Here is a 25,937-nt window from a genome sequence, read left to right as displayed (position 1 = left end):
ACCGTGGCGCGGTTGCCGCCGGCGGTCCGGGGGACGCCACGGTGGCGGATGCGGGGGGTTCCGGGCGCATCCCGCAGGCGGGCTGCGGGGATGTCGGGGCGGGCCCGGCCGGCTCAGCGGGATCCGGTCCGCGCGTGGGGCGTGGCGCGGCGGCCGGGGGCGGTCCGGGGGACGTCACGGATGCGGAGGCGGGGACGGGTGCCGTCGGCTCGGCGGGATCCGGTCTGCGCGTGGGTCGTGGCGCGGCTGACGGGGACGGCACCGTGGCGGATGCGGAGGGTTCCGCGCAGGTGGGGACGGGGGCTGTCGGCTCGGCGGAATCCGGTCTGCCCGCGTCCGTGCCCGAGACCGTCCCGGCCGCCGACCCGGGTTCCGAGCGTGACCTGCCGTTCGCCGGTGTGCGGGGCTGGGACCGTCGTGGGTTCGTGCTCGCTGCCGGGGCCACCGCCGCGGTGTCGGCCGGGGCGGGGCTGCTCGGCCGGGCGTTGCGCGGGGCCGACGGCCGGGACGCGGTCGCCTCCCGCGAGGCGGCGGTGCTTCCCCGGCCCGCGTCCCCGGCTCCCCCCGTACCCCGGGGCGCCGGACTGCGGATCGCCGGGGTCAGCCCGTTCGTCACCCCGGCCCGCGACTTCTACCGCGTGGACACCGCGCTGGTGGTGCCCAAGGTGGACGCGACCTCCTGGCGGCTGCGCCTGCACGGCAGGGGAGTCGCCCGACCGGTCGTCCTCTCCTACGACGATCTCCTGCGGCGCGAGACGGTCGAGCGGGACATCACCCTGACCTGTGTCTCCAACGAGGTCGGCGGCCCCTACGTCGGCAACGCCCGCTGGATCGGCGTACGGCTGGCCGACCTGCTGGCCGAGTGCGGGGTGCGGCCGCCGTCCGAGGGCGGCCCGGCCGACCAGCTGGTCGCCCGCTCGGTGGACGGCATGACGATCGGCAGCCCGGTCGAGGAGCTCATGGACGGCCGGGACGCGCTCCTCGCCCTCGGGATGAACGGCCGCCCGCTGCCCTTCGCCCACGGCTTCCCGGTCCGCATGGTGGTGCCCGGCCTCTACGGCTTCGTCTCCGCCTGCAAGTGGATCAAGGACATCGAGCTCACCACCTTCGACTCCTACGACCCCTACTGGGTCAAGCGCGGCTGGGCTCGCGAGGCGCCGATCAAGACGCAGTCGCGGATCGACACGCCCAAGCCGTTCGCCCGCCCGAAGAGCGGGACCGTCATGGTCGCCGGGGTCGCCTGGGCCCAGCACCGCGGCATCGACAAGGTCGAGATCCGCGTCGACGACGGCCCCTGGCAGCAGGCCCGGCTGGCGGCCGAGGACTCGCGCGACACCTGGCGCCAGTGGTCCTTCCCGTGGCGGGCGACCAAGGGCGGCCACACCCTCACCGTGCGCGCCACCGACCGCACCGGCGCGGTCCAGACCGACCGGCGCGCTCGCACGATCCCCGACGGCGCCAGTGGATGGCACTCCGTCGTGGTCACCGTCGAGTGACCTTCCCGAACCACCTTCCGCAAGTTGTCACCACACAGGCTGAACCCTCGACAGGAGACTCACCATGAACACCCGTATCCGCCGTACCGCCGTCACCCTCGCCGCCGCGGCCGTCCTGCCGCTGGCCCTGAGCGCCTGCTCCGACAGCGGCGACGACTCCGCCAAGTCGGACTCCTCGTCGAAGGCCTCGGCGTCCGCCCCCGCGTCGGACGACAGCATGGCGGGCGCCGGCAGCGACACCGCCATGGACAAGCCGTTCGGTTCCGCCTGTTCCTCGGTGCCCACCAGCGGCGCCGGCTCCTTCGACGGCATGGCCCAGGACCCGGTCGCCACGGCCGCGTCCAACAACCCGGCCCTGTCCACACTGGTGGCCGCGGTGAAGAAGGCCGGACTGGTCGACACCCTCAACAACGCCCAGGACATCACCGTGTTCGCGCCGACCAACGACGCCTTCGCGAAGATCCCGAAGGCCACGCTGGACAAGGTCCTCAACGACAAGGCCCAGCTCACGAAGATCCTCACCTACCACGTCGTCGGCCAGAAGCTCACCCCGAAGGACCTGGAGAACGGCTCCTTCGACACCCTGGAGAAGTCGAAGGTGATGACCTCCGGTTCGGGTGAGTCCTACACGGTCGACGACTCGGCCAACGTGGTCTGCGGCAACGTCAAGACCGCCAACGCCAACGTGTACATCATCGACAGCGTGCTGATGCCCGCCGGCTGACGGCACGTCGACCACGCGGGACCCGAGGGCGCCACTTCGGTGGCGCCCTCGGGCCGTTCGCGGACCACCGCGTCACAGAACCGGCCCGGGCGGGTCCAAGGCAGTGGAGAGCAACCGAGCGACCCCGCTGAAGGGAAGCACGACATGAGCACACAGACCGCACCCGTAGCCAAGGACGTGTCCACCCCCCGCACCGGCGAGGCGCCCCGGGCCACCACGTCCGTGTCCGACGGCAGGACCGGGGCCGACCAGCCGGCCGCGAACCGCGGCCGCACCTCCATCGCCGACATCGTCGTCGTGAAGGTGGCCGGCATCGCCGCCCGGGAGATCCCGGGCGTGTACGACATGGGCGGCGGCCTGTCCCGCAGTATCGGCGCCGTGCGCGACCGGGTGCCCGGCGGCCGGTCCAACGTCGGACGGGGCGTCAAGGTCGAGGTCGGCGAGCGGCAGACCGCCATCGACCTCGACCTCGTCGTCGAGTACGGGGCACCCGTCATGGACGTGGCCCAGGACGTCCGGGAGAACGTCGTCTCCGCGGTGGAGCGCATCACCGGCCTGGAGGTCGTCGAAGTGAACGTCACGGTCAACGACGTCCGGCTGCCGGAGGACGAGGAGGACAGCTCGCAGCAGGACGGGACCCGGGTGGAGTGATCCCGGCCCCTCGCGGAAGCAGACAGGAGTGGACCCGGGTGAGAGGCGGAGGGGAATGAGCACACCGTTCATGGGGATGGTCGCGGGCATGGCTCTGGCGTTCGCGGGGTTTTTCGGCGGCTTCGGCGCCTTCGTGCTGGTCGCCGCCCTCGGCTGCCTGGGCTGGGCACTGGGCCGGTGGGTCGAGCGCGGCGGCGGCGTCCGGGACGTACGGGACGCCTTCGAGCGGAGCCGCCGGTGACGGCCGCAGCCCGGCGGGGCACCACCACGGCCTCGGAACGGGCGGCCCGGCCGGAACCGGACACCCTCCCGGACAGTCGTATGCCGCATGTCCGCTGAACCCTGCTCCGGCGCCGCCCGCCGGCCCCGCCGACTCCGGTGGTTCCGGCTGCCCGCCGCCTGGTGGCCCGCGCTGCGCCGCACCCCGGTGTCGCTGTGGAACGACGACCTCTCGGACGACGCGGCGGCGCTCACGTACTACGCGATCCTCGCGGTGCTGCCCGCGATGCTCGCCACCGTCATGGCGTTCGGCATGATCAGCCCGGGCACGGCGGAGGAGTTCGTCCGGCAGGTCACCGCGTACGCCCCCGCCGAGTCCGGCCCCGATCTGCACGCCGTCCTGACCCGCGCGCTGGGCAACGGCCGTACGGCCTGGCCCCTGATGGCGGCCGGTGCGGCCAGTGCCCTGTGGTCGGCGTCCAGCTATCTCGCCGTGTTCCGCCGCTCCCTGCACCGCATGCACCGCGTCGAGGACCGGCGCTCGCCCTGGCGCACCGCGCCCCGCATCGCGCTCACCGCGCTCGGGCTGCTCGGCCTGCTCCTGGTCGGCTCGCTCACCCTGCTGCTGAGCGGCCCGCTCGCGCAGGCCGCGGGCCGCACCGTGGGCGTGGACGGCACCGCCGCCTGGGCGTGGAGCCTGCTGCGCTGGCCCGTGCTGCTGTGCCTGGTGGCGCTGCTGGTGGTCGTGGTCTTCCGCACCGGACCGGCACCGGCACGCCGACGCGGCCACAGCCTGCCCGGCGGGGCGCTCGCCGCGGCCCTGTGGCTGACGGTCTCGGCCTGCTTCTCGGCGTACGCCTCGACGCTCGGCGCCTACAGCCGGCTCTACGGCTCACTCGCCGGCGTCGTCGTGTTCCTGATCTGGCTGTGGCTGTCGAACCTGGCCCTGCTCACGGGAGCGCAGTTCGCCGCGGAGCTCGCGGGGGCGCGCGGTCAGAGCACGGGGAAGTCCCCGGCGCCGTAACAGTCCCCGGGCAGCGGGTCGGGCGTGCCCTCCGGGTCGAGCAGATGGGCGACCACGGCCGCGGCCGTGCGGTGCCAGAGGCCGGGCCTGCGCAGCATCGCGTGGTCGCCCCCGCCGATCACCGCCATGCCCGCCCGTGCCGCCGTCCGCCGCGCCCTGCGCACGCAGTCGGCGGTCTCGGCGGGCGAGGTGACGCGGTCCCGGTCGCCGTGCAGGGCGAGGACGTGCCGGCCCGCCAGCTGCTCCACGGGCTCGCCGGGCGGCCACCACGGGGCCAGCGCGACCACCGCGCGCACCTGCGGATGACCGGCGGCGCGCAGCGCGGCCCGGCCGCCCATGGAGTGGCCGAGCAGCACCGTGGGGACGGGACCGGCCAGTTCGGCGAGTTCGTCCAGCGCCTGCCGGGCGTCCCGCACCGGATCGTCCCGGTGGCCGTTCCAGCCGCGCAGGCGGTAGCGGACCTGGGCGACCAGGACGTCCTGGCGGGGCAGTCCGGCCGTCACCGCGCGCACGAAGGGGTCCATCCGCAGGGCGGCGGCCTGCCAGGACCGGGTCCGCCGCTCACTCGTCGCCTGCCCGCCGTGCAGCACCACGACGGCGGCGCCCGGGGCCGGCGGGCTGCGGCGGGGCAGCAACGCGCGCGCGTCCGGCACGGGGTGTCCGCTCGCGTCCTGTCGCATGCCGTCGCGCCTCCCGCCCCCGTCGCCGAGTCCTCCGGGCCGGTCCGTCACGACGGGCCCACCCCCTTCTTCCTCGGCGGACGCGGGAGAAAACCGCTCGTGCGGGCCTGGTACTCGGCGTAGCCGGGCCGGCCGGCCATATGCCGTTCGAGCAGCCGCTTTCCGCTGCCCCTGATCAGCAGCAGGCTCATCACCAGCGGGGAGACGACGGACACCGCGGCCGCCGCCGGGAGGTCGCAGGCCTGCAGGTACAGGCCCCACCAGACGCAGAAGTCACCGAAGTAGTTGGGGTGCCGGGTCCACGCCCACAGCCCGCGGTCCATGATCTGTCCCCGGTGCGCGGGATCGGCCTTGAACCGGGCCAGCTGGGCGTCCCCGACCGCCTCGAAGGCGAGGCCGAGCGCCCACAGCGCGGCACCGGCCCAGGCGAGGAGCGAGGGCCGGCCCGGCACATAGGCGGCCGCCTGCACGGGCAGGGACACCAGCCAGACCAGGGCGCCCTGCAGCAGGTACACCATCCGCAGGGCGTACAGGTTCCGGCTGCCGGGGGCCTTGGCGAGCATCGCCTCGTAGCGCGGGTCCTCGCCGTGACCGCGGCCCCGCCGGGCGATGTGCACCGCCAGGCGCAGCCCCCAGACCGCCGTCAGCGAGGTGACGAGCAGCCGCCGTACGACATCGCCCTCCCCGGCGGACGCGCCGAGGGTCACCGCGGCCACCGCCGTGAAGCCGACGCCCCAGGCGATGTCCACGATCCGGTGCAGGCCCCTGCGCACCGCGACGGCGAAGGTGACCAGCATGACGGCGAGCGCCGTGCCCGCGGCCCAGAGGAGGTTGAGCGCGAACGCGCTCCACGGGAAGCCGCTCACAGCCGGTCCAGCCCCTCGTACCAGCCGGACGCGCCCGCCGTCATGCCGCTGTCGCCGTCCGTGCCGGGCCGCACGCCCAGGATCTGGTCGACGCCCATCCGGCCCTCCTCGAACGCCAGCGCCCCGCCGACGAGGTACAGCCGCCGCACCGGAAGGGGGCCGCCCAGGACGTCCGCGGCCAGGGTGGCGAGCCGGTGGGCGGCACCGGGCCGGTCGGTGGTGGGTGCGGTGGGCGCGGTGCTCATGAGGCCGGGTTCTCCTTGGTGAACAGGTACTGGTGCACGTCGAGGTAGCCGGCCCGGAAGCCGGCCTCGGAGTAGGCGAGGTAGAAGGTCCACAGCCGGCGGAAGGTCTCGTCGAAGCCGAGCGCGCCGACCTGGGGGGCGTGCTCGGCGAACCGTTCCCGCCACAGCCGCAGCGTCTCGGCGTAGTGGGCGCCGAAGGCGTCGCGGCGCGCCAGGCGCAGCCCGGTGTGGTCGCGGACGGTGTCCTCGACGGCCCGGGTGGAGGGGATGAACCCGCCGGGGAAGACGTACTTGTGAATCCAGGTGAAGGTGGACCGGGTGGCGCGCATCCGCTCGTGCGGCATCGTGATGGCCTGGAGTGCCGCCCGGCCGCCCGGGGCCAGCCGCTCGTCCAGGGTGCGGAAGTACACCGGCCAGAACTCCGCGCCGACCGCCTCGACCATCTCCACGCTGACGACGGCGTCGTACTGTCCGCGGGCCTCGCGGTAGTCGCACAGCTCGATCGAGACGCGGTCGGCGTGGCCGGCGGCGCGTACCCGCTCCAGGGCCAGGTCCCGCTGCTCCCGGGAGAGGGTGAGCGAGGTGACGCGGGCCCCGCGGGCGGCGGCCCGCAGGGCGAGCTCGCCCCAGCCGGTGCCGATCTCCAGCACCCGGGTGCCCGCGCCGATGTCCGCCAGGTCGAGCAGCCGGTCGATCTTGCGGTGCTGGGCCGCGGCGAGCCGGTCCCAGTGCGCCGGGAAGCCCCGGAAGACCGCGCTGGAGTAGGTGAGGGTGTCGTCGAGGAAGAGCGCGAACAGGTCGTTGGACAGGTCGTAGTGACGGCTGATGTTGGTGCGCGAGCCGTCCGGTGTGTTGCGCTCGTCCTTGGGGTGCCGTGGTGCCCACAGGCCGCGCAGCCGTTGCAGCGGGGCCGGGATCAGTTCGGCCGTGTGGGCGGCGAGCACGGTGAGCGCGGCGACCAGGTCGGGGGCGTCCCACTCGCCGGCCATGTAGGACTCGCCGAACCCGACCAGGCCGCCGGTGCCGATCCGCGCGTGGAAGGCGGCCGGATCACGCACCTCCAGCAGCGGCCCGCCCAGCCCGACCGTGCCGCCCCCGTCGAACCGGACCCGCAGCGGCAGCCTGCTCAGCGCCCGGCGCACGAGCGCCGCGGTCACGGCCACCCGGGCCCGCGAGGCGGAGGGCACGACGGCGACATCGGGCCAGCGGCCGGGATCGGCGGGCGCCGTCCCGGCGGACGGACCCGTGTCCACGAGGGACGTCCTGGTCTCGTCCCTCGCGTGGTCGGACGCGGGGCCGCGGGAGGCGGTCGGGATGGTCCGGCCCGTGGGCGGGAGGCCGTCTGCGGTGCTGGTCCTGTCGGGGGTGGTGCGGGGGGACGAGACCGCGGCGGTCTCGTTTCTCGCGTGGTCGGGTGCGGGGCGGCGGGGGGTGGTCGAGAAGGCTGGACTGGTGGGCGGGAGGCCGTCTGCGGTGCTGGTCCTGTCGGCGGGGCCGCGGGAGGCGGTCGGGATGATCTGGTCGGTGGGCGGGAGGCCGTCTGCGGTGCTGGTCCTGTCGGTGGGGGTGCGGGGGGACGGGCGCGTTGGGGTCTCGTGAGGGGGGAGGCCGAGGTGGGGGCGGGGGGCCGGGCCCGTGGGTGGGAGGCCGTCCGGGGTGTGGGGCCTGTCGGGGGTGGTGCGGCCGGAGGGGATCGTGGGGGTCCCGTCACCGGTGCTGCCGGGGCCGGGGTGGCCGCCCGGCGACGCGGGCTCTTCGGTGGCGGTGCCGGGTCCTGCTGTGCTCATCGGACGTTCTCCGTGGTGCGGTGGTCGGGGCGGGGCTGGACGGGCAGTCCCCGCAGGTACAGGCGGACGCCGTGGACGCGGATCGCGGCCGACACGGCGAGGGTGGACCAGGGGTGGCGCAGCGCCAGCCGCAGCAGCGCCAGGACGGTCGCCGCGCGGCGGGTGCCGCGGACCGTGGCGGTGAGGGTCCGCGCGCCCTCGCGGTCCAGGTGCACGGTCAGGTCGAGCCGTGGCCCCGGCAGCGGCAGCCGCATCCGGTACCGGCCGTCGACGGGGAGGAACGGCGAGACGTAGAACTCCTTGTCGGTACGGACCTCACCGCCCGCCTCGTCCGGGTGCAGCAGGTAGCAGTGCCGACCCCCGTAGGTGTTGTGCACCTCCGCGACCACGCAGCGCGGTTCCCCGCCGGGGCCGTGACACCAGTACAGGGTGAGCGGGTTGAAGACGTGTCCGAGCACGCGCGCGTGGGTGAGCATCACGACCTTGCCGCCGCCCAGGTGGATGCCCCGCTCGGCGAGGAAGGCGTCCAGCCCGGCCCGGATCGTGGGCCGGTCCCCGGTGAAGTGGTCGCGCGGGTCGAACCGGGCGAGCGCCCGCAGCGGGAACGGCAGCCGGGGCGGGCGGTCCGGGTCGATGAGCCACAGGTACGTGCGGTGCCGCAGGGCGTAACGCCGGGGGGTGGTCCGTACGTGGGCGATCCGGCAGGAGTAGAGCGCGGGCACGGTGCTCGACAGCGCGCTCACCAACGCGCTCCCAGCGCCGCCGCGGCCTCGACGCCGGAACGGCAGCCGTCCTCGTGGAACCCCCAGCCGTGGTAGGCGCCCGCGAACACGCAGACCGGCCCGGCGAGTTCGTGCAGGTGCCGCTGTGCGGCCACCGACTCGGGTGTGTACACGGGGTGTTCGTAGACCATGCGGGCCAGCACCCGGTCCGGGTCGACCCGGTCCTCACCGCCCAGGGTGACGACGAAGTTCTCGGTGGCGTCCAGGCGTTGCAGACGGTTCATGTCGTAGCTGACCCGCACCCGGTCGGCACCGGCCTCGCACCCGGGCATCAGGTAGTTCCAGGCGGCGCGGGCACCGGCCGCCCGCGGCAGCAGCCGGGTGTCGGTGTGCAGGAGGGTGGTGTTGCGGGAGTAGCGGAACGCGCCCAGCACCTCCCGCTCCCGCTCGGTCGCGTCCGCCAGGAGCCGCAGCGCCTGGTCGGGGTGGACGGCGATGACCACCGCGTCGTACGGCTCGCTCGTGCCGTCGTCGGTCGTCACCTCGGCGCCGTCGGCGTGGCGGCGCACGGCGCGCACCGGGACGCCGGTGCGGATCTCGCCGATGTGCTTGGCGATCCGGTCCACGTACGCGCGCGAACCGCCGGTGACCGTGCGCCACACCGGGGAACCGGTCACCGACAGCAACCCGTGGTGGTCCAGGAAGCGGAACAGGTAGGCGGCCGGATAGCGCTGGGCGGTGGCGGCGTCGCAGGACCACACGGCCGACACGACCGGTGTCATGAAGTGGGCCCGGAAGTAGCCGGAGAAGCCCTCCCGGTCCAGGAACTCCCCGAGCGTGAGGGCGTCCGGACCGCCCTCGGCCAGCAGCCCGCGGGCCGCCCGGTGGAAGGCGGGCACCTCGGCCAGCAGCCGCAGATAGCGGCCGCGCAGCAGCGCGCGGGGCCGGGCGAACAGTCCGGCCGGACCGCGCGCCCCGGCGTACTCCAGTCCGCACCCCTCGCACCGCACGGACATGCTCATCTCCGACTCCTTCGTGGGGACGCCGAGTTCGTCGAAGAGCCGCAGCAGATGCGGATAGGTGCGCCGGTTGTGCACGATGAAGCCGGAGTCGACCCGGTGCACCCGTCCGTCGTGCGGCGAGGTCAACTCGTGGGTGTGCGCGTGCCCGCCGAGCCGGCCGTCCGCCTCGTACAGGGTGACGTGACGGGTGCGGCCCAGGATGTACGCGGCGGTCAGGCCCGCCACTCCCGAGCCCACCACGGCCGTCCGCCGCCCGTGCCGTGCCCCGGGCCCCGGGCCGCGCCGTGACTGCTCCGGCGTGTGCTCCATCGCCTCTCCTCCCGCCTTGGCGACCTGCGATCTCCGCGTAATCCGGAGCAGGTCGGGCGGTGGATTGGCCGGGGTCGGGGATGGGCGGGGGCGAGCGGGGCGCGGGCCGGCGTCAGGAGGGTGCGCGCGTCACCGGGTGCCGCGCGCGGCGGGGCTTCAGCGGTCGTCGGCGTCCTGGCCGGTCGCCGTCCTGGAGAAGCCGTCGTGCCACGCGGCCTTGGCGCCCGAGTCGCCGATGCGGTAGACGTCCACGACGGCCCCCGCGGCCACCACGAGGGACAGCACCACGGCCGCGGCCCGCACCGGCAGGGCGGACCAGCGGGTACCGCCCGGGGCGGCCGGTCCGGCCGGGGCCGTACGGCGGGCCGCCCACCAGACGAGGGCCGAGAGCGCGAACAGGCCCAGCGCCCAGGGCAGCAGGCCGTCGCCCAGTTCCGCGTGGCGGCGCACCAGCGCGTTGTCGCCGACGTGTTCCTCCAGCCACTCCCCGGCGCCTGTGGCGAGCGGCACGCTCGCCAGCGTGACGAGGGCGAGCAACGGCAGCGCGACTCCCATGCGCCGCGCCGCGTTCGGCCATATCGCGCCGACCGTCAGAGCCAGCGCGGTCAGAGGAACGAGCACGACGACGAAGTGCACCAACAGGACGTGCGCGGGAAGGCCGTTGACCAGGCCCATGAGGGGTCCTCCAGCGGGATCGGCCACGACGGTACGCGGCTCGGGCGCGCCAGACTGGCACAGCAACCTCTCAGCTCTCTCTGAACGTCAGCCGTCCGTCTCCGGGCCCCAGTCCTCGGGTCCGGCTCCCCGCCAGTCGATCCAGGGCGATCGCGCCACCTCCGCCGCGTCGATCTCCAGTCCCGCCCGGCGCAGGAACTCCGCGACGTCGGTCAGGTTGTGGGCCAGGCCGAGGATCTCGCCGTCCACGCGGACGCGGCGCCCGCCGGTGGGGGACGGGGGGTGCACGATCACGCGGATCGGTCCGGACATGTCTTCAGGATCGTCCGGGGTGTACGGTCCCGCACTTCGGTCCGTCATCGGCCGAACCGTTCGCCGGCGTCCCCGCTCCGCAGTTCCCGCCACTCGGCGGGGTGCGGGCGCTCCTGCTGCCAGTGGGGATGGAAGAACACCTGGGTCGACAGCCGGTACAGGCGTCGGCGCAGCTCCGTGCGGCCGGGGCGCTCGGCAAGCTGCTGGTAGGTGGCACTCCACTCGCGCTGTGCCCGGGCCAGGTCGTCGGGGAACGATCGCATGCCCGGATTCAATCATGTGTTCGATTTATTGGGCCATGGCGGGCGCGGCGACGCGTTGCGGTACGGCGATGACTTCCGGCGGCCGGACGGGTCTACCGGGACGACGGACATCCCTTCACCAGGCCGGAGAACGACATGACCGCCACCTACACCTTCGACGTCTTCTCCTCCCTCGACGGCTACGGCGCCGCCGGCGGGGACTGGACCGGCTACTGGGGCAAGCAGGGGCCCGAGCTGCTCGACCACCGGCTCGCCCTGTACGGCGTGGAGCAGCGGATGGTCTTCGGGGCCACCACCTTCCGGGCCTTCGCGCGGATGCTGGCCGAGAGCAGTGCGGGGGACGACGTACGGGACCCCTGGGTCACCCGGATGAGGAATCTGCCGACCACGGTGGTGTCGACGACGCTGGAGGACTCTCTCGGCTGGCCGGACGCGAGTGTGGTGAGCGGGGACGCCCTCGACGTCGTCGCCCGGCTCAAGGAGGAGTCGCGGACGCCGTTGCGCTCGCACGGCAGCCTGGCGATGAACCGGGCCCTGATGGCCGCCGGTCTGGTCGACCGCGTGCAGGTGACGGTCTTCCCCGTCATCACCGGGCGGACCGGGCTGGACCCGGTCTTCCGGGGCGCGGAGGACTTCGACCTGGAGCTGCTGGAGAGCCGGACGCTCGACGGCGACATCCAGGAGCTCGTCTACCGGCCCACCCTCCACTGACCGGCGGTACAGGGAACAACGGAAAGGGCCGCCCGCACCCCGAAGGGTGGGACGGCCCCGTCGTCGGGAGGCGTCACAGACGTCAGGCGCGCGAGGCCTTACGGCGACGCGTGGCGAGCACGATGCCCGCGCCACCCGCGAGCAGCACCGCCGCACCGCCCGCGATCAGCGGGGTGTTGCTGCTGGCGCCGGTCTCGGCGAGGTTGTCACCGCCGCCGCCGTTCGGGGTGGGGGCACCCGGAGTCGAGGTGGACTCCGAGGCGGACGGGGTCGGGCTGTCGGTGCCCGGGGTCTCGGAGGCCGGGGGCGTGCTCTCGGACGCCGGCGGCGTGGACTCGGAGGCCGGCGGGGTCGACTCCGAGGCCGGCGGAGTGGTCTCCGAGGCCGGCGGGGTCGCCGGAGGCGTGGTCTGCGTGGTCGTGCAGTCCTTGGTGCCGCCGTTCCAGGCCGCGATCAGCTTGTCCTTGATGACCGGGTGGTCCGGGCCCTTGGGGAGGTCGCCGTGCGTGAAACCGTCGTTGGCGTCGAGCTTGCCGTCGAACTTCGTGTTGCCCCGGTAGAGGTCGACCTGTCCGTAGCAGCCCGCGTCGGGGATCGCGACGTCGAGGGTGTCGATGGCGCCGGCCTTGACGGTCACGGTGTCGAAGTCGTGGAAGACCTGCTCGCCGGAGGTGGCGAACGTCGGGCCGTGCGCGAGGTAGGACGCGAGGGAGGCGGTGCACGTGGTGGCGTCGCCCGCGGCGCGGACCTTGACGTGGACCTTGCCGTCGTCGCCCGGCTTCAGGTTCTGGTCGTCGACCTTGACCGAGGCGTAGAAGTTCTTGCCGTCGAGGGAGAACTCGCAGCGGTCGGTCTCGGTCTTCGAGCCGGCGCCCGTGCCCGGCTTGTAGTGACCGCCGTCCCCCCAGCCCTTGCCGCCGGGGCAGTCGGAGGCGGAGGCGACGGAGGCGAGGGCGGCGGAGAAGGCGAGCGTCGCGGCGCCCGTCCCCAACAGGCGCCGCATGGTGACACGTCTCGCTATGGACATACGTATCCCGTCAGGATGAGAGTGAGTGGGTACAGCAAGCATCAGAAACACTGGGCCCATTGGTCACATGCGCCACGGTGTTCACACATCGTGGATCTCCTTGCGGAATGCTGTCAACCTGCGGTGATACAAGGGCGGTTCGCCGGCCATCACAATTTCGACACACTGGGAACGAATCAGTCCGCAAAGACCGTGTTCACTTCTCCTGCCGTGTGGACAGATATCCCCTTTGTCGCTCTCATGGACCGCACTCATCGCACCCGCATTGCGGAGGAGCCCGCGTGATCTCGCGCACCACCACGCCCGACCCCTCGCCCGACCTCTCCAGCAGCGACCCGAACTGGTGGCGGCAGGCCGTCGTCTACCAGGTCTACCCCCGCAGCTTCGCCGACGCCGACGGTGACGGCCTCGGGGACCTCAGGGGCGTCACCGAACGCCTGACGCACCTGGCCGCCCTCGGCGCCGACGCCCTGTGGCTGAGCCCCTTCTATCCCTCCGAACTCGCCGACGGCGGCTACGACGTCGCCGACTACCGGGACGTCGACCCGCGCCTGGGCACCCTCGACGACTTCGACGCCATGGTCGCCGAGGCCCACCGGCTCGGCCTGAAGGTGATCGTCGATCTCGTCCCGAACCACACCTCCCACCGGCACGCCTGGTTCCAGGAGGCCCTCGCGGCCGGACCCGGGTCCGCGGCCCGCGAGCGCTACGTCTTCCGTGACGGGCGCGGCGCGCACGGCGAACTGCCGCCCACCGACTGGCAGTCCGTCTTCGGCGGCAGCGCCTGGCGGCGGGTCGCCGACGGGCAGTGGTACCTGCATCTGTTCGCCCCCGAGCAGCCCGACCTCGACTGGTCCCACGAGGAGGTCCGCGAGGACTTCCGCACCACCCTGCGCTTCTGGTCCGACCGCGGGGTCGACGGCTTCCGGGTGGACGTGGCGCACGCGCTGGCCAAGGACCTGACCGAGCCGCTGCGCGACCTCGGCGACCTGCCCGGCGTCGCGGAGGAGGCCCTGGACCACCTGCCGCCGGGCGGCCACCCCTACTGGGACCGCGACGAGGTCCACGAGATCTACCGCGACTGGCGCACGATCCTCGACTCCTACACCCCGCCCCGCACAGCCGTCGCCGAGGCCTGGGTCCCGGGCCCGCGCCGCGCGCTGTACGCCCGCGCGGACGAACTCGGCCAGGCCTTCAACTTCGAGTACCTCCAGACGCCGTGGGACGCCGGTGCGCTGCGCCAGGCCATCACCGACTCCCTCGACACCGCCCGCGCGGCCCACGCCTCGGCCACCTGGGTGCTCTCCAACCACGACGTCGTACGGCACGCCTCCCGCCTCGTGCTCCCGCCGGGCACCGACGAGAACGCCTGGCTGCTGTCCGGCGGCAGGGCGCCCGGGATCGACCTCGCCCAGGGCCTCGGGCGCGCTCGCGCGGCCACGCTGCTCATGCTCGCGCTGCCGGGTTCGTCGTACGTCTACCAGGGAGAGGAACTGGGGCTGCCCGAGGTCGCCGAGCTGCCTTTCGAGGTGCTCCAGGACCCGATCTGGGAGCAGACCGGCCGGGTGCGCAAGGGACGCGACGGCTGCCGGGTGCCGCTGCCGTGGACGAGGAGCGGTCCGTCGTACGGCTTCGGCGCGGGCGGTTCCTGGCTGCCGCAGCCGCAGTGGTTCGCCGAGTACGCCGTCGAGGCCCAGGACGGGGTCGAGGGCTCCACGCTGGAGCTGTACCGCACCGCCCTGCGCCTGCGCCGCAAGCTCCTCCAGGGGGAGGAGCTGACCTGGGCGGACGCCGGACCGGCCGGGGTGCTGGACTTCGCCCGCCACGAGGGCTGGCGGTGTGTCGCCAACCTGTCGGGGACCGCGGTCCCGCTCCCCGCCGGGGAGGTGCTGCTGTCCAGCAGCCCGTTGCAGGACGGGCTGCTGGGACCGGATACGACGGCCTGGCTGGGCTAGGGCTAGCCGACGGTCGGCGTCGGGGCCGGGGTCGCGCCCGTGGCCGGGGTGGCGCCGTTCGCGTTCTCGCCCGGGATCGCGAGCGGCGTCGACGTCGGGTTCGGCGGCGGGGTGAGCACGACCATCGGCGCGCCGGGCTGCGGTGCGGGCGGAGTCAGGTCGGTGGCGGGCAGCTTCGGCGGAGTGGTCTGCATGAAGAGGGCCTGGTCGAAGTTGACGAAGCCGGTCTTCTCCATGACCGTCATGTGGTCGAGCACCGTGTCGTTGGCCATGTCGGCCAGCGACCGCACGAGCGAGTTCTTCGTGGTGGAGCGGATCTTCGAGATCGCGTTGAAGATCGAACCGTGCGTCACCCGCAGGATGTTGGCGAAGTTCGTGTCGAACTGCTGGCCGCTGCTCGACTCGATCGTGTTCACGAAGCCGACCTGCTGCGGGCTCGCCACGTTCGGGATGGTGATGTTGAGCATCGGGGCGATCTTGCGGCAGGCGTCGTCCAGGGCCGCGTGCCCGTCGATGAGATGCTTTCCGGCCTCCTTCACCTCCGGGGTCGTCCCCTTCTGCTGGGCGACCTGCCCCAGCGGGTACTCCCACAGACCGGCCGCCCGCACCTTGACGACGAAGTCGCGGTCCTGCTCGGTCAGCGGGCCCCACTGCGTCTGGGCGATGATTCTGTCCTGAGCGGTCGCGGCCTGACTGACACCCAGCATGGACGGGTACGCCAGCGCGCCCAGCGTCAGTGTGAGGGCTCCGCCCACGAACAGCGTTCCCATCGCGTTGCGCGAGAGTGGCACCGTGCCTCCTGCCCGGTAGGGGTTTCCCGCCGGGAGGCGGGTCGGACGCACAGGAGTACGCACGCCGGGTCGCGGATGTTCAGCACCGCTGCCGCGGGATGATCCGGGTCACGCCACGCCCCGTCAGGGAAGTGTCCTGGTGGGCCGGTTGACCGTCCGTTGACCGGTTCCCGGGGAAGTCCGGGGAAAATCGCGGGAGAGACCTGACGGGGCCCGGACCTAGATTCGCAACATGTCCATGCCACAGCGGGCGCAGCGGCCCCTCCCCGTCCTCCCGTACCGCAAGCCCACCAAGGGCCGCGACTACTGGGTGATCGACGACGTGCTCCCGGACGTCGACGCCGTACGGGAGCGCTGCCTGGCCAAGGACGACTGGGTCCGTGGGCATCCGTACACCTCGGAGACCTGGCCGGGGCTGCGGGCCATGCCCGGACTCGGACCCGCCGAACTCGCGGGCGTGGAGCGGCTGGTGCGCAAGGCGACCGGGGCCGCAAGGCTGTGGGTGCAGCAGGCGCCCGGCGGGGGCACCCTCAACCACAACTGCGTACAGGTCGTCGGCGAGGGCGAGAGCGAACCCCGGCCGCACACCGACTCCCGGGCGCTGTGCCGGTACGCCGCCGTGCTGTATCTCAACTCCGGCGTCCCCAAGGACTGCGGCACCAGCTTCTACCGGCAGTCCCTGCCCGGCGGACGGCTCGGCGGCAATGTCGTGCAGGCCCCGCACAACAACCTCGTCGAGGCCCTCGGCACCCGGTTCGTCGCGCCCGACGCCTTCGAGGAGGACGTACGGGTGCCGCACAGGTACAACCGGCTGCTCCTCTACAACGCCAACCTCGTGCACAGCGCCACCGGTTACTGCGGCAGCACGCTGGAGGAGAAGCGCATGACGGCCGTCTTCTTCTGGATGGCCTGACAGCGGGACCGGACGGTCAGTAGCGCACCGCCCGGGACACCTTCGCCCGCACGTCCCCCGACAGGCGGTGGGTGCTGCGGGCGGTGCCCTTGCCGGTGCTCCCCGCCGGGACGTCCGGCACCGTCACGACCACCGCGTCCAGCAGCTTGCCCGACCCGTCGGTGAAGTCGACCTGGACGGCGAAGGACTTCGCCCCGGCCGCGCTGTTGGCGGCGGTGACCTCGACCGTCGTCCGGCCGTCGGAGGCGGTCACGGGTCTGCCGAGCCGTACGGCGTCCTTGGCGTCGACGCCGTTTTTGATGTCGTCGAACCGTCTGCCCGCCTCCGCCGTCGCCGACGCCACCGTGTCCCCGGCGCGGGAGGCGGCCGACGCGACCTTGCTCGCCACCGACGAGGGGGTGTCGTCGTCGGAACAGGCGGTCAGGCCGGTGAGGGCCAGGGCCGTCAGCAGCGCGGCCGTCGTCCAGCGGGTCATCTCGCCTCCCGGATGCAGGTCCCTCCAGTGAAGGTCCCCCGCGCCGCCGCCGCACGCCCCGTGTCACCCGTACGGCCCACTCCCGTGGTGGCCGGACCCGCCGCGCCCGATGGTCGAAGCACATCGACCACGAAAGGTGGGACACGGCCATGACGCAGCAACCACCCGCCACCCAGCCGTCCGCCGGCCCGACCCCGGCGCCCGACCCGGGCCTGGGGCCCACACGGACCGAGGCCGCGTGGGCCGCCGGCGGGGTCGTCTTCGCCGGTGTGCTGATGCTGATGAACGGCATCCTGGCGATCCTGCAGGGCATCTCCCTGCTCGCGGACGACGACGTCTGGGCCCGTGTCGGCGACTACGTCTACAAGATCAACCACACCGGGTGGGGTGTGATCCTGCTCTGCCTCGGGGCCCTCGCGGCCGTCACCGGAGCGTTCATCCTCAGGGGCGCGGCCTGGGCCCGGATGACGGGCATCTTCCTGGCCTCGCTGAGCATGCTGGCGCAGTTCCTCTTCCTGCCCTACGCCCCGGTGTGGTCGGTCATCATGATCGGCATCGACTTCTTCGTCATCTGGGCCCTCGCGGTGTACCGGCCGGACATGCGGGCCTGACCCCCCCCCGGGGGCCGGTCACACGTGCCCGATGCCGCCGCTGCCGAAGCCGCCGCTGGAGCCGGGCAGCCAGCGTTTGCGCTGCTGGTCCTTTCCTCGTCTGCTTCCCGAGTGATGGAGCTGGTACGGCATGAGCCGTTCCCGCCCCTCCGCGGGGGCCGGCAGTTCGTCCGGCTCCCGCATCTCCCGGATCTCGCGGATCGGTCCGGTCTCCGGGAGGTGCGGCTGCTCATCGCTGAGCGGCCGTGGAAGCTCCCGGTCCTGGACCCGCATGCCGAACTGCACGGCCCATACCAGCGCGCCGGCGATGAACAGCCCGCCGGCGAAGGCGGCAATCACGTTGAGTACTTCGCTCGACGAGGCCGCCAGGACAAACGTCGCCGTACTCATGGTCCGATTATCGCCGATTGTCACCTAATCGGCGCGTAAGAGATGTCCCGGGGGACCACCGTGACCCGGTGGAAGTTGCAGGCGGCCGGGCCGACCGGCCCAGGGCCCGTCTGGTGGGCCTTGAGCGCCATACTGACCAGGCTCATCAGCAGGTCGACATCGGTCTCGCAGTCGAGGTGCACGGTCACCCAGCGGGAGCCGGGCAGCAGCCGTACCGCGGTCGACTCCTGGAGGTCGTCGTGGAACCTGCGGACGGCCGCTTCGGTGAACTGCAGATCCACGTCCCGCCCCGGGTGGAAGTGCACGATCTCGCTGTGTGCGGAGCGCAGCGCCAGGCCCGCTCCGCAGCTGGGCAGGCCTGTGCTGAGGTCGGACCACGCCTCCAGGCGCTCCAGGGCACGCTCGGCCAGAGTCATGCGCCCATCGTCGCCCGCTCATCGCCCGGCAACCAGGGGTTGAGCGAAACGTAACCGGGGTGTGAGGTGTCACCCGTGCCACAAGTGACCCGTCGGCACACGGACTTGCGCGTGCCGCCGGGTCCGCGTGAACCGATCGCCGGGTTCGCGACGATGACGGGGTGAACCGATGCATCGAAGGGGGACCCCGTGAGTGAGAACGCCGTCCGGGACGATCTGTGCAGCGTGCGTGGCTCCGCCCGGCTCGCCGTCACCGGGCTCGGGCTCGCCGGGGCCGCCTGGGCCGTGCGGGCCGTGTGGCACATCCGGCTGGCCATGGCCGGGGAGCCCGCCTCGGGGCCGCCGGACCAGGGCGAGGGCCGGCACCGGCCGCTGAACTCCCTGGAGGACTCGTACCACCTGGTCAGCACCGCCGGAAGCCTCCTCACCCTGCTGTGCGCGGCCCTGTTCATCGGCTGGCTGGGGCGGATGCGGGACAACGCGCGGGCCCTGTCCGGCCTGCCCCCGCGCCATGCCGGCATCTGGGTCTACGTGTCCTGGTTCGTGCCGGTCGCCAACCTCTGGATCCCGCGCGGCATCGTCGCCGACATCCACCACAGGACCGCTCCGGACCGGAAGCTGCCCGTCGTCGTGAACGTGTGGTGGGCGCTGTGGCTGGTCGGCATGGTCACCGGCGTGGGGCTGATGTACGACGGCGACACGGACGACGTCATCGCCCGCGCCTACCACGGTGTGACCACGCTGCTGGTCGCCGATCTCGCCGTGGTCGGTGCCGCCGTGGCCGCGATCCTCATGGTGCGTGTCCTGACGGACGGGCAACTTGTGCACATCGACGCCCGTTTGCGGACGCCGAGTGGTGATCCCTTGAAGGAAACGGTCAGGGCGTTTGATCGGGATTGAGGGCACTTACTGTTGCGCCTACGTGACAGCCCCCCACCCCCAGGATCGCCATGCGTCGCATCCCCTCTGTCATGGCCGTCTGCGCGTCGGCCCTGCTGCTCACCTCCTGCGGGGTGGGCGACAGCAACACCGCGGTGAGCCCCAAGAAGGGCGATGACATCACGCTGGGTCTGCTGCTGCCCGACCGCGACACCAGCCGCTTCGACCGGTTCGACTACCCCCTCTTCAAGAAGGAGGTGGCGAGCCTCACCCACGGCAAGGGCAAGGTCAGTTACGCCAACGCCGAGGCGAGCGCGAAGCGGCAGAGCCGGCAGTTCCAGCAGATGGTCGCCGACAAGGTGGACGTGATCCTGGTGGACGCGGTCGACGCCAAGGCGATCGGGCCGGACGTCCAGAAGGCGAAGGACGCGGGCATTCCCGTCATCGCCTACGACCGGCTCGCCCAGGGCCCGATCGACGCCTATGTCTCGCACGACAACGAGCTCGTCGGCGAGGTGCAGGGCCGGGCCATCGTCGAGGCGCTCGGCGACAAGGCCGAGACCAGCAAGATCGTGATGATGAACGGCTCGCTCGCCGACCCCAACACCGCGCTCTTCAAGAAGGGCGCGCTGGACGAACTCAACGGCAAGGTCGTCATCGCCAAGCAGTACGACACCCGGGAGTGGCTGCCGTCGGTCGCCAAGGCCAACATGAAGGCGGCGATCGCCTCCTTCGGGCTGAACAACATCGCCGCCGTGTACTCGGCCAACGACGACATGGCGGGCGCGGTCATCGACGAGCTCAAGGAGGCGGGGGCCACCAAGATCCCGCCGGTGACCGGGCAGGACGCGAGCCTCGCCGCGGTGCAGCGGGTCGTGTCGGGCGAGCAGTACATGACCGTGTACAAGTCGTTCCTGCTGGAGGCGACCAACGCGGCGCAGATCGCGGTCTACAAGATCCAGGGCCGCGACCTCCAGTTCGACGCGCTCATCCGCGACAAGGTCGACAGCCCCACCCAGAAGGACATCCCGTCGCTGCTGGTGCCGGTGGTCGCCCTGACCAGGGACAACATCAAGCAGACGGTGATCAAGGACGACGTCTACACGGTGAAGCAGATCTGCACCGCCGAGTACGCGGCGGACTGTGCTGCGATCGGCCTCAAGTAGGCGCCCCTCAGGGGCCGATGCGCACACGCCGTACGAAGAGGACGGTGGCCGTCAGCGCGGTGACCGTGCCGAAGGCCAGGTGGACGGCGGTGTCGGCCGGGGTGAAGGACGCCACCGCGTTGCCGAGCACGCTGAGGACGAGCAGGGGCCAGAGCAGACGGTTCACGGGTTACTCCCAGGGGCTGTCGGGTGTCTTCGGTGAGGACGACGCTACGAGCCACGGCCCGGGTCCGGCGATCCAGCACTCCGCCCGGTCCGGGGTACAGCAGGCTGTACTTTCCGCCGCCCGGCCTGTCGGTGGACCCGTCCTGCGCCTAGGGTCGTTGTCCTCCGGCCCGAGGAGGGTTCGCATGGCCGCCGCCGACGTCAAGGGCCTTGCCGTGGGGACCGCCACGACCGCGGCCGCCGCGCTCGGCCAGCTGGTCTCCGGACTCGGTACGGCGATCCTCACGCCGTTCGTGCTGCTGTGGCTGGTGCTGGCGCCCGGCGGGGTGCGCGTGCTGCACGGCCTGGCCGGCATGGAACGCGTCCGGCTCGCCCGCTGGGGCCCCGAGGTCATCGCGCCCGCGCCGCCCCCGCAGCGGCTGCGGGCCGCCCTAGGCGACCCCACCACCCGGCGCGAACTGCTGTGGCTGGTCCGACATCTGGCCGTGGGCCTGCCACTGGGGCTGCTCGGCTTCGTCCTGCCGGTGCTCGCCCTGCGGGACACCGCCTTCCCGCTGTACTGGCGGTTCGCCCCGAAGGACGCGACCGCCACGTCCATCGGGATCGGTGTCGCGCACTCCTGGCCGGACGCCCTCGCGGTGTGCCTGCTCGGCGTGGGCTGGATCGCCATCATCCTGGGGCTCACGCCCGGCCTGGCACGGCTCCAGGCGACCCCGGGGCGCCGCCTCCTGTCGGCCGGCCCCGACGCCGATCTCTCCCTGCGCGTCGCCGAGCTGACCGCGACCCGGGCCGCAGCGCTGGACGCCCACGCCACCGAACTGCGGCGCATCGAGCGCTCGTTGCACGACGGCACCCAGAACCGGATCGTCACGGTGACCGTGCTGCTCGGGGCCGCCCGCCGGATGGTCGCCCGCGACCCGGCCGGCGCCGACGAAATCCTGGAGCGGGCCCAGTCCGCGGCCGAACAGGCACTGGCCGAGCTGCGGACGGTCTCCCGCAGCATCCTGCCGCCGGTGCTCGCGGACCGGGGGCTCGCGGGGGCGCTGACCGGGCTCGCGGCGGAGAGCGCGGTGCCCTGCACGGTCGACGTGGAGATGCCGCGGCGGTGTGCCGCCTCCGTCGAGGCGACCGCGTACTTCGTCGTCGCCGAGGCGCTCACCAACATCGCCAAGCACAGCGGGGCGTCGCGCGCCACGGTCACTGTCCGCGCCCGCGGCCCCCGGCTCCTGCTGCGGATCACGGACGACGGCCTCGGCGGCGCCGACGAGAGAGGCGGCTCCGGACTCACCGGCATCCGCCACCGGGTCGCCGCCCACGACGGCACCCTCACCCTGACCAGCCCGCCGGGCGGTCCGACGGTCGTGGAGGTGGATCTGCCGTGCGGGGTGTGACGGGTGGCGGATCCGGGGTGCGGGGCGGAACGGCACGCGGCCCGTGCGGCTGTGGCCGCACCCTTCGTCCGGCGGGCCCGCCGGACGGCACCATGACACGGGAGACGGACCTGACATGCGGATCGTGATCGCCGAGGACGACCCCCTGCTGCGCGAAGGGCTCGCGCTGCTGCTGCGGGCCGAGGGACTGGACGTGGTCGGCACGGCCGACACCGCCGAGGGGGCGCTCGACGCCATCGACGCACACAAGCCCGACGTGGCCATCCTCGACGTACGGATGCCGCCCACGCACACCGACGAGGGGGTCCGCGCGGCCGTCGAGGCCCGGCGGCGCAGCCCGGACCTCGCCGTCCTCGTGCTGTCCGCCTATGTCGAGCAGAGCTTCGCGACCGAGCTGCTGACCGGCGGGGTCGGAGGGCTGGGCTATCTGCTCAAGGAACGGGTCGGCCGCGTCGAGGAGTTCCTCGACGCGCTGCGCCGGGTGGCGTCCGGCGGCACCGCCATCGACCCCGAGGTCGTCGCCCAGCTGTTCACGCGCTCCCACCAGGACGAGCGGCTGGAGCGGCTCAGCCCGCGCGAGAAGGACGTCCTCGCCCTGATGGCCGAGGGGCTCGGCAACAGCGCCGTCGCCGAGAAGCTGTTCGTGACCGACGGGGCCGTGCACAAGCACATCCGGAGCATCTTCGCGAAGCTCGATCTGGCGCCGACGGACCAGGTCGACCGGCGCGTGGCGGCCGTACTCCACTACCTGGAGGACGCGCGGCGACGGTCGTAGTACAGCCTGCTGCACCGGAGTCGGGCCCTGTACGGCAATGATCCGCGGAGCCGGCGCTGGTGTGCTGGACGCATCACATCAGCCCCCTCGGAAGGGACCCGCGGTGAGCGTCCAAGCCCCCGTCAGCATCGAGAACCGACCGGTCGCCCAAGAGGCCCGCGGCCTGCGCGGCAGCATCCGCCGCAACCCACTGACCTGGTTCTTCACCTTGGCCTTCGCACTGAGCTGGGCCGCCTGGACGCCGTACGTCCTGTCCGGGAACGGCCTCGGCGTCTGGGACTTCACCTTCCCGGGCGGCCGCGCGGGCAGCCAGCTCTCCGGCGTCCTGCCCGGCGCCTACCTCGGCCCGATCGCCTCGGCCCTGCTGGTCACCGGGATCACGGAGGGACGCGCGGGCCTGCGGACCTGGCGGGCCAGGATGACCAGGTTCGGGGTGAGCTGGCGCTGGTACGCGGTCGTGCTGCTCGCGGTGCCGGCCGTGCTGACCCTCGCCTCGGCCGCGCTGGCCGGCCGCGGACCCGCTCTGCCGTCCGCGGCGCTCCTCGCCGCGTATCTCCCCGGACTGCTCATCCAGATGATCACCACCGGTCTCGCGGAGGAGCCCGGCTGGCGGGAGTTCGCGATGCCCCGGATGCAGCGCCGCTACGGCCCCCTGACCGCGACCCTCGTCGTCGGTGCGCTGTGGGGCTGCTGGCACCTGCCGCTGTTCCTGACGGAGTGGGGCGGCGGGCCGCACGTGGCGTGGACCGTGCCGGTGGAGTTCCTCGTGATGACGATCACCTTCAGCTGCGTGATGACCTGGGTGTTCAACCGGTCCGGCGAGAGCATGCCGCTGGTGATGCTGCTGCACACCGGCGTCAACAACTTCTTCTCCCTCGCCTGGTCGGACATGTTCCCCTCGCTGTCCGAGGGCGACCTCGCGCACGCCCTGGTCCTCAGCACGGCGGCGGCGGCCCTGATCCTGCTGGCCGCGACCCGCGGCCGGCTGGGCCTGCCGAGGCGGTGACCGGCATCCACACCCGGCATCCACCGCACACGAAACGGGCTCCCGGCGCCTCCCTCGTCGCTCCGGGAGCCCGTTTCGGTGCGTCCCCTGGTGCTGTTCGTCGCGCGCGGCCGAGCGGATGTCGTTTCGGCGCGGGAATCTCGACGGGACGCGCGGCTATTTCTGCGCGCCGCCCGCGAACTGGAGCGAGATGCGCCGCAGTACCTCCGCGGAGCTGTCGGTGCGGCCCGCGTCGTGGGCCTCGGCCAGCTGCACGAAGGCGAACGCGAAGCAGTGGGCGATGCTCGCGATGGCGGGGCCCAGCTCCTCGACCACGGCGTCCGCCGCCGCGTGGCCGCCGGCGTCCGCGGGGAGGTGGATCTGTGGGAGGGTCTCCACGAGCAGCGCGGAGACGGCCCCGGTAAGGGAGACCTGCTGGTCGGGGTGCTCGCGGACCTGCCGCCGCATCTCCAGAGCCTCGGTGAGGATTCCGACGACGTTCTGCATGACCTCACGCTGTTCCATGGCGCGCAGCGTAGGCGGTCCGCCGGGCGGGGCGCGATGAGGCGTCCTGGTCCGCCGTGGCGTGTGGTGCAGGACACAGGAACCCGGGACCGGGATGCGGAGCGTTACGGATGTGAGGGAAACAGAAACGGCGGAACCGGAGCGGGCCCGGATACGGGCCGGGGACCGGGCGGCCTTCGGCGAGCTGTACGACCGGCACGCGCGGGCGGTCTACAACCACGCCCTGCGGCTGACCGGCAACTGGGCGGAGGCCGAGGAGGCGATGTCCGAGACCTTTCTCGCCGCCTGGCGCACCAGGGAGAGCGTGGACCCGGAGGGCGGCTCGCTGAAGCCCTGGCTGCTCGGCATCGCCACGCACAAGGCGTACAACGCCAACCGGGGCCTGAGGCGCAGGCTCGCGTTCCTGGCGCGCAGCCCGGAGCCGCGCCCGGTCGAGGACTTCGCCGAGGAGACCGCCGGCCGGATCGACGACGCACGGCGGCTCGCGCTGGTGCATCGCGCCCTGGGCCGGCTCAAGCGGCAGGACCGTGAGGTGTTCGCGCTGTGCGTGTCGGCCGGCCTCGACTACCAGCAGGCCGCCGAGGCCCTGGGCGTGCCCGTCGGGACCGTGCGATCCCGGCTGTCGCGGGCCCGCGCCCGGCTCGCCCGGCTGAGTGCGGAGGCGGAACCGCCCCCGGCCCACGGAGAGATGGAGAGTGAGGCCGCGCTCGCGGCCCTGTTCCTGCGGGAGGAGACCCGATGAGCGAGGCCGAGGAACTGCTGACCACCCCGGCTGAATGGGACCTTTCGCCGGAGCGCCACCGTCACTTCAAGGACGTACTGATGCAGCAGATCGATCAGGACCGGAACCTTTCCGTGAAGACCCCGGGGCGGCCCCCCGCGCGGCGCCGGTTCGCCCGCCCCGCCGTCCTGGTGCCCCTCGCCTCCGCGGCCCTGGCGGGTGCCCTGCTCGTGACCCTCTCCGTGGACGGCAGTGCCCCGGCGACCGGGTCCGCCCCCTCGGCGACCGGCGCCGGCGCCTCCGTCACCCTGAACCGGATCGCCACGGCCGCCATGGCGAGCGACGCGATCCGGGTGCGGGACGACCAGTTCGTGTACGTCAGGGAGCTGGAGCGCTCCAACAAGGGCAGCTTCAGCGGCCCCGTGCGACTCGGTGCCCTGCACACCGAGGAGCACTGGACCGCCCAGGATCCCGGCCCGCTGCGGGTCACCGGCTGGCTGCGGTCCAGCGGCAAGGACGCGATCATGCCCGACCGGCTGATCCCGATCGAGACCACGGACGCCGTCCCGGCGGGCGTGTACCACCCGACCTACCGGTGGCTGGCCGCGCTGCCCACCGACCCCGACGCCCTGCTGCGCCGGCTCCGCGAGGAGGCCAGGCCGGTCGAGGGCGAGTCGCGGGACCAGGCGGTCTTCTCCCTGATCGGGGACCTGATCAGCGGCACCGTCATGCCGCCCGCCAACGCCGCCGCCTTCTACCGGGCCGCCGCGATGCTGCCGGGCGTGCGGGAGATCCCGGACGCCGTCGACGCGGCCGGCCGGCACGGCATCGCCATCACCCTCGACGACACCGGCTTCGCGACCCGCGACGAGTGGATCTTCGACAAGGGGACCCTGGCTCTGCTCGGCTCCCGCTACTACGTCACCGATCCCGACCGGGGCATCACGAAGGAGACCCTGTCCGGCACCAGCGCCGTGATGGAGACCGCCGTCGTCGACGCCAAGGGGGAGGTGCCCGCCCGGTCCGCGTCCCGCTGACGTCCCACT

The 25,937-nt window shown here is 72.9% G+C and carries 31 protein-coding genes and 1 pseudogene; 16 read left to right on the top strand and 16 right to left on the bottom strand.

Going from position 1 to position 25,937, the window contains the following annotated elements; translation table 11 throughout:
* The first annotated feature begins 41 nt into the window (after positions 1-41).
* From AQI94_RS22585 to AQI94_RS22570, 5 genes are all read left to right on the top strand, one after another.
* Entirely contained in the window at positions 42-1,496 is a 1,455-nt protein-coding gene (locus AQI94_RS22585) for a molybdopterin-dependent oxidoreductase (protein WP_079062554.1), read from the top strand.
* A 64-nt stretch (positions 1,497-1,560) separates the two neighbouring features.
* Positions 1,561-2,220 carry a fasciclin domain-containing protein gene (locus tag AQI94_RS22580; RefSeq protein ID WP_031053000.1) on the top strand — a complete coding sequence of 220 codons (660 nt, stop codon included), beginning with the start codon at positions 1,561-1,563 and terminating at the stop codon, positions 2,218-2,220.
* Positions 2,221-2,364: 144 nt separating this feature from the next.
* Positions 2,365-2,871 (top strand): Asp23/Gls24 family envelope stress response protein, encoded by a 507-nt coding sequence (locus tag AQI94_RS22575; protein ID WP_031053002.1) that lies wholly within the window; start codon positions 2,365-2,367, stop codon positions 2,869-2,871.
* 55 nt (positions 2,872-2,926) lie between these two features.
* Positions 2,927-3,112 (top strand): hypothetical protein, encoded by a 186-nt coding sequence (locus AQI94_RS44645; RefSeq protein WP_031053004.1) that lies wholly within the window; start codon positions 2,927-2,929, stop codon positions 3,110-3,112.
* 87 nt (positions 3,113-3,199) lie between these two features.
* Entirely contained in the window at positions 3,200-4,114 is a 915-nt protein-coding gene (locus tag AQI94_RS22570; RefSeq protein WP_031053007.1) for a YihY/virulence factor BrkB family protein, read from the top strand.
* On the opposite strand, the gene AQI94_RS22565 is transcribed toward AQI94_RS22570, so the two are convergent.
* From AQI94_RS22565 to AQI94_RS22525, 9 genes and pseudogenes are all read right to left on the bottom strand, one after another.
* Complete coding sequence (locus AQI94_RS22565) at positions 4,084-4,794, bottom strand: alpha/beta fold hydrolase (RefSeq protein WP_062229927.1); 711 nt, start codon at positions 4,792-4,794, stop codon at positions 4,084-4,086. The genes AQI94_RS22570 and AQI94_RS22565 overlap by 31 nt on opposite strands.
* Positions 4,795-4,841: 47 nt before the next feature.
* On the bottom strand, positions 4,842-5,660 hold the full coding sequence (locus tag AQI94_RS22560; RefSeq protein WP_031053539.1) for a DUF1295 domain-containing protein: 819 nt from the start codon (positions 5,658-5,660) through the stop codon (positions 4,842-4,844).
* Positions 5,657-5,809, bottom strand: a pseudogene (locus AQI94_RS44065) (SAM-dependent methyltransferase); the annotation flags it as partial. The pseudogene AQI94_RS44065 and the gene AQI94_RS22560, both read right to left, overlap by 4 nt.
* 92 nt (positions 5,810-5,901) lie before the next feature.
* A complete protein-coding gene (locus AQI94_RS22550; protein ID WP_031053534.1) occupies positions 5,902-7,158 on the bottom strand; it encodes an SAM-dependent methyltransferase in 1,257 nt (418 codons plus the stop codon).
* A gap of 530 nt (positions 7,159-7,688) precedes the next feature.
* Positions 7,689-8,435: a DUF1365 domain-containing protein gene (locus tag AQI94_RS22545; protein ID WP_031053573.1), complete on the bottom strand. Its 747-nt coding sequence runs from the start codon at positions 8,433-8,435 to the stop codon at positions 7,689-7,691.
* On the bottom strand, positions 8,432-9,745 hold the full coding sequence (locus AQI94_RS22540; RefSeq protein WP_051832616.1) for an NAD(P)/FAD-dependent oxidoreductase: 1,314 nt from the start codon (positions 9,743-9,745) through the stop codon (positions 8,432-8,434). The genes AQI94_RS22545 and AQI94_RS22540 overlap by 4 nt, the downstream gene beginning before the upstream one ends.
* Before the next feature lie 156 nt (positions 9,746-9,901).
* On the bottom strand, positions 9,902-10,420 hold the full coding sequence (locus AQI94_RS22535) for a DUF2231 domain-containing protein (RefSeq protein ID WP_062229900.1): 519 nt from the start codon (positions 10,418-10,420) through the stop codon (positions 9,902-9,904).
* Positions 10,421-10,507: 87 nt separating this feature from the next.
* Positions 10,508-10,732, bottom strand: coding sequence for a hypothetical protein (locus AQI94_RS22530; RefSeq protein ID WP_031039534.1), 225 nt, complete (start codon positions 10,730-10,732; stop codon positions 10,508-10,510).
* A 44-nt stretch (positions 10,733-10,776) separates the two neighbouring features.
* Positions 10,777-10,995 (bottom strand): hypothetical protein, encoded by a 219-nt coding sequence (locus AQI94_RS22525; RefSeq protein WP_031039531.1) that lies wholly within the window; start codon positions 10,993-10,995, stop codon positions 10,777-10,779.
* A gap of 135 nt (positions 10,996-11,130) precedes the next feature.
* On the opposite strand from AQI94_RS22525, the gene AQI94_RS22520 reads away from it, so the two are divergent.
* Positions 11,131-11,706: a dihydrofolate reductase family protein gene (locus tag AQI94_RS22520; protein ID WP_031039525.1), complete on the top strand. Its 576-nt coding sequence runs from the start codon at positions 11,131-11,133 to the stop codon at positions 11,704-11,706.
* 82 nt (positions 11,707-11,788) lie between these two features.
* On the opposite strand, the gene AQI94_RS22515 is transcribed toward AQI94_RS22520, so the two are convergent.
* Positions 11,789-12,733 (bottom strand): LPXTG cell wall anchor domain-containing protein, encoded by a 945-nt coding sequence (locus AQI94_RS22515; RefSeq protein ID WP_031039524.1) that lies wholly within the window; start codon positions 12,731-12,733, stop codon positions 11,789-11,791.
* Between the two features lie 281 nt (positions 12,734-13,014).
* Here AQI94_RS22515 and AQI94_RS22510 point away from each other — a divergent pair, with 281 nt between their 5' ends.
* Entirely contained in the window at positions 13,015-14,688 is a 1,674-nt protein-coding gene (locus tag AQI94_RS22510) for a glycoside hydrolase family 13 protein (RefSeq protein WP_031039521.1), read from the top strand.
* 2 nt (positions 14,689-14,690) lie between these two features.
* Here the strand turns inward: AQI94_RS22510 and AQI94_RS22505 are convergent, their stop codons facing one another.
* Entirely contained in the window at positions 14,691-15,458 is a 768-nt protein-coding gene (locus AQI94_RS22505; protein ID WP_199814295.1) for a DUF4142 domain-containing protein, read from the bottom strand.
* A 253-nt stretch (positions 15,459-15,711) separates the two neighbouring features.
* Between AQI94_RS22505 and AQI94_RS22500 the strand changes: the two genes are divergently transcribed.
* Positions 15,712-16,392, top strand: coding sequence for a DUF6445 family protein (locus tag AQI94_RS22500; RefSeq protein WP_199814294.1), 681 nt, complete (start codon positions 15,712-15,714; stop codon positions 16,390-16,392).
* Positions 16,393-16,408: 16 nt separating this feature from the next.
* On the opposite strand, the gene AQI94_RS22495 is transcribed toward AQI94_RS22500, so the two are convergent.
* Positions 16,409-16,867: a hypothetical protein gene (locus AQI94_RS22495; protein WP_031039513.1), complete on the bottom strand. Its 459-nt coding sequence runs from the start codon at positions 16,865-16,867 to the stop codon at positions 16,409-16,411.
* 149 nt (positions 16,868-17,016) lie between these two features.
* Between AQI94_RS22495 and AQI94_RS22490 the strand changes: the two genes are divergently transcribed.
* Positions 17,017-17,478, top strand: a complete 462-nt coding sequence (locus tag AQI94_RS22490) for a DUF7144 family membrane protein (protein WP_031039512.1) — start codon at positions 17,017-17,019, stop codon at positions 17,476-17,478.
* An 18-nt stretch (positions 17,479-17,496) separates the two neighbouring features.
* Here the strand turns inward: AQI94_RS22490 and AQI94_RS22485 are convergent, their stop codons facing one another.
* On the bottom strand, positions 17,497-17,868 hold the full coding sequence (locus AQI94_RS22485) for a DUF6479 family protein (protein WP_031039509.1): 372 nt from the start codon (positions 17,866-17,868) through the stop codon (positions 17,497-17,499).
* 20 nt (positions 17,869-17,888) lie between these two features.
* On the bottom strand, positions 17,889-18,284 hold the full coding sequence (locus AQI94_RS22480) for a luciferase domain-containing protein (protein WP_031039506.1): 396 nt from the start codon (positions 18,282-18,284) through the stop codon (positions 17,889-17,891).
* Positions 18,285-18,473: 189 nt separating this feature from the next.
* On the opposite strand from AQI94_RS22480, the gene AQI94_RS22475 reads away from it, so the two are divergent.
* Both AQI94_RS22475 and AQI94_RS22470 read left to right on the top strand, forming a co-directional pair.
* The gene (locus AQI94_RS22475; protein WP_031039505.1) at positions 18,474-19,184 is read left to right on the top strand and encodes a DUF4328 domain-containing protein; all 711 of its coding nucleotides are present in this window, start codon (positions 18,474-18,476) and stop codon (positions 19,182-19,184) included.
* Between the two features lie 50 nt (positions 19,185-19,234).
* A complete protein-coding gene (locus AQI94_RS22470) occupies positions 19,235-20,329 on the top strand; it encodes a sugar ABC transporter substrate-binding protein (protein WP_031039504.1) in 1,095 nt (364 codons plus the stop codon).
* A 7-nt stretch (positions 20,330-20,336) separates the two neighbouring features.
* Here the strand turns inward: AQI94_RS22470 and AQI94_RS45070 are convergent, their stop codons facing one another.
* A complete protein-coding gene (locus AQI94_RS45070) occupies positions 20,337-20,495 on the bottom strand; it encodes a hypothetical protein (protein ID WP_167364517.1) in 159 nt (52 codons plus the stop codon).
* A 184-nt stretch (positions 20,496-20,679) separates the two neighbouring features.
* Between AQI94_RS45070 and AQI94_RS22465 the strand changes: the two genes are divergently transcribed.
* The 3 genes from AQI94_RS22465 (at position 20,680) to AQI94_RS22455 (ending at position 23,666) form a co-directional block, all read left to right on the top strand.
* Positions 20,680-21,885, top strand: coding sequence for a sensor histidine kinase (locus AQI94_RS22465; protein ID WP_031039501.1), 1,206 nt, complete (start codon positions 20,680-20,682; stop codon positions 21,883-21,885).
* A gap of 115 nt (positions 21,886-22,000) precedes the next feature.
* Complete coding sequence (locus tag AQI94_RS22460) at positions 22,001-22,660, top strand: response regulator transcription factor (protein WP_031039497.1); 660 nt, start codon at positions 22,001-22,003, stop codon at positions 22,658-22,660.
* Positions 22,661-22,763: 103 nt separating this feature from the next.
* Complete coding sequence (locus AQI94_RS22455; RefSeq protein ID WP_078902630.1) at positions 22,764-23,666, top strand: CPBP family intramembrane glutamic endopeptidase; 903 nt, start codon at positions 22,764-22,766, stop codon at positions 23,664-23,666.
* 156 nt (positions 23,667-23,822) lie between these two features.
* Here AQI94_RS22455 and AQI94_RS22450 read toward each other — a convergent pair whose 3' ends face one another.
* A complete protein-coding gene (locus tag AQI94_RS22450; protein WP_031039492.1) occupies positions 23,823-24,170 on the bottom strand; it encodes a hypothetical protein in 348 nt (115 codons plus the stop codon).
* Positions 24,171-24,264: 94 nt separating this feature from the next.
* Here AQI94_RS22450 and AQI94_RS22445 point away from each other — a divergent pair, with 94 nt between their 5' ends.
* A complete protein-coding gene (locus AQI94_RS22445) occupies positions 24,265-24,912 on the top strand; it encodes an RNA polymerase sigma factor (RefSeq protein ID WP_051831941.1) in 648 nt (215 codons plus the stop codon).
* Complete coding sequence (locus tag AQI94_RS22440) at positions 24,909-25,928, top strand: CU044_5270 family protein (protein WP_031039485.1); 1,020 nt, start codon at positions 24,909-24,911, stop codon at positions 25,926-25,928. Before AQI94_RS22445 ends, AQI94_RS22440 begins: the two co-directional genes overlap by 4 nt.
* The last annotated feature ends 9 nt before the right edge of the window (positions 25,929-25,937 follow it).

Source organism: Streptomyces pseudovenezuelae (assembly GCF_001513955.1).
GTDB lineage: Bacteria > Actinomycetota > Actinomycetes > Streptomycetales > Streptomycetaceae > Streptomyces > Streptomyces pseudovenezuelae.
Note: the sequence above shows the minus strand (reverse complement) of the source record. Positions and strands in the feature narration are given on the sequence as shown.

What these genes read in the sequence shown, in the direction of transcription:
- AQI94_RS22580 (WP_031053000.1), top strand. Translation starts at nt 1,561, where the DNA reads ATGAACACCCGTATCCGCCGTACCGCCGTCACCCTCGCCGCCGCGGCC.
- AQI94_RS22575 (WP_031053002.1), top strand. Translation starts at nt 2,365, where the DNA reads ATGAGCACACAGACCGCACCCGTAGCCAAGGACGTGTCCACCCCCCGC.
- AQI94_RS44645 (WP_031053004.1), top strand. Translation starts at nt 2,927, where the DNA reads ATGAGCACACCGTTCATGGGGATGGTCGCGGGCATGGCTCTGGCGTTC.
- AQI94_RS22570 (WP_031053007.1), top strand. Translation starts at nt 3,200, where the DNA reads ATGTCCGCTGAACCCTGCTCCGGCGCCGCCCGCCGGCCCCGCCGACTC.
- AQI94_RS22565 (WP_062229927.1), bottom strand. Translation starts at nt 4,794, where the DNA reads ATGCGACAGGACGCGAGCGGACACCCCGTGCCGGACGCGCGCGCGTTG.
- AQI94_RS22540 (WP_051832616.1), bottom strand. Translation starts at nt 9,745, where the DNA reads ATGGAGCACACGCCGGAGCAGTCACGGCGCGGCCCGGGGCCCGGGGCA.
- AQI94_RS22535 (WP_062229900.1), bottom strand. Translation starts at nt 10,420, where the DNA reads ATGGGCCTGGTCAACGGCCTTCCCGCGCACGTCCTGTTGGTGCACTTC.
- AQI94_RS22530 (WP_031039534.1), bottom strand. Translation starts at nt 10,732, where the DNA reads ATGTCCGGACCGATCCGCGTGATCGTGCACCCCCCGTCCCCCACCGGC.
- AQI94_RS22525 (WP_031039531.1), bottom strand. Translation starts at nt 10,995, where the DNA reads ATGCGATCGTTCCCCGACGACCTGGCCCGGGCACAGCGCGAGTGGAGT.
- AQI94_RS22520 (WP_031039525.1), top strand. Translation starts at nt 11,131, where the DNA reads ATGACCGCCACCTACACCTTCGACGTCTTCTCCTCCCTCGACGGCTAC.
- AQI94_RS22515 (WP_031039524.1), bottom strand. Translation starts at nt 12,733, where the DNA reads ATGTCCATAGCGAGACGTGTCACCATGCGGCGCCTGTTGGGGACGGGC.
- AQI94_RS22505 (WP_199814295.1), bottom strand. Translation starts at nt 15,458, where the DNA reads ATGGGAACGCTGTTCGTGGGCGGAGCCCTCACACTGACGCTGGGCGCG.
- AQI94_RS22500 (WP_199814294.1), top strand. Translation starts at nt 15,712, where the DNA reads ATGTCCATGCCACAGCGGGCGCAGCGGCCCCTCCCCGTCCTCCCGTAC.
- AQI94_RS22495 (WP_031039513.1), bottom strand. Translation starts at nt 16,867, where the DNA reads ATGACCCGCTGGACGACGGCCGCGCTGCTGACGGCCCTGGCCCTCACC.
- AQI94_RS22490 (WP_031039512.1), top strand. Translation starts at nt 17,017, where the DNA reads ATGACGCAGCAACCACCCGCCACCCAGCCGTCCGCCGGCCCGACCCCG.
- AQI94_RS22485 (WP_031039509.1), bottom strand. Translation starts at nt 17,868, where the DNA reads ATGAGTACGGCGACGTTTGTCCTGGCGGCCTCGTCGAGCGAAGTACTC.
- AQI94_RS22480 (WP_031039506.1), bottom strand. Translation starts at nt 18,284, where the DNA reads ATGACTCTGGCCGAGCGTGCCCTGGAGCGCCTGGAGGCGTGGTCCGAC.
- AQI94_RS22470 (WP_031039504.1), top strand. Translation starts at nt 19,235, where the DNA reads ATGCGTCGCATCCCCTCTGTCATGGCCGTCTGCGCGTCGGCCCTGCTG.
- AQI94_RS22465 (WP_031039501.1), top strand. Translation starts at nt 20,680, where the DNA reads ATGGCCGCCGCCGACGTCAAGGGCCTTGCCGTGGGGACCGCCACGACC.
- AQI94_RS22460 (WP_031039497.1), top strand. Translation starts at nt 22,001, where the DNA reads ATGCGGATCGTGATCGCCGAGGACGACCCCCTGCTGCGCGAAGGGCTC.
- AQI94_RS22450 (WP_031039492.1), bottom strand. Translation starts at nt 24,170, where the DNA reads ATGGAACAGCGTGAGGTCATGCAGAACGTCGTCGGAATCCTCACCGAG.
- AQI94_RS22445 (WP_051831941.1), top strand. Translation starts at nt 24,265, where the DNA reads ATGCGGAGCGTTACGGATGTGAGGGAAACAGAAACGGCGGAACCGGAG.
- AQI94_RS22440 (WP_031039485.1), top strand. Translation starts at nt 24,909, where the DNA reads ATGAGCGAGGCCGAGGAACTGCTGACCACCCCGGCTGAATGGGACCTT.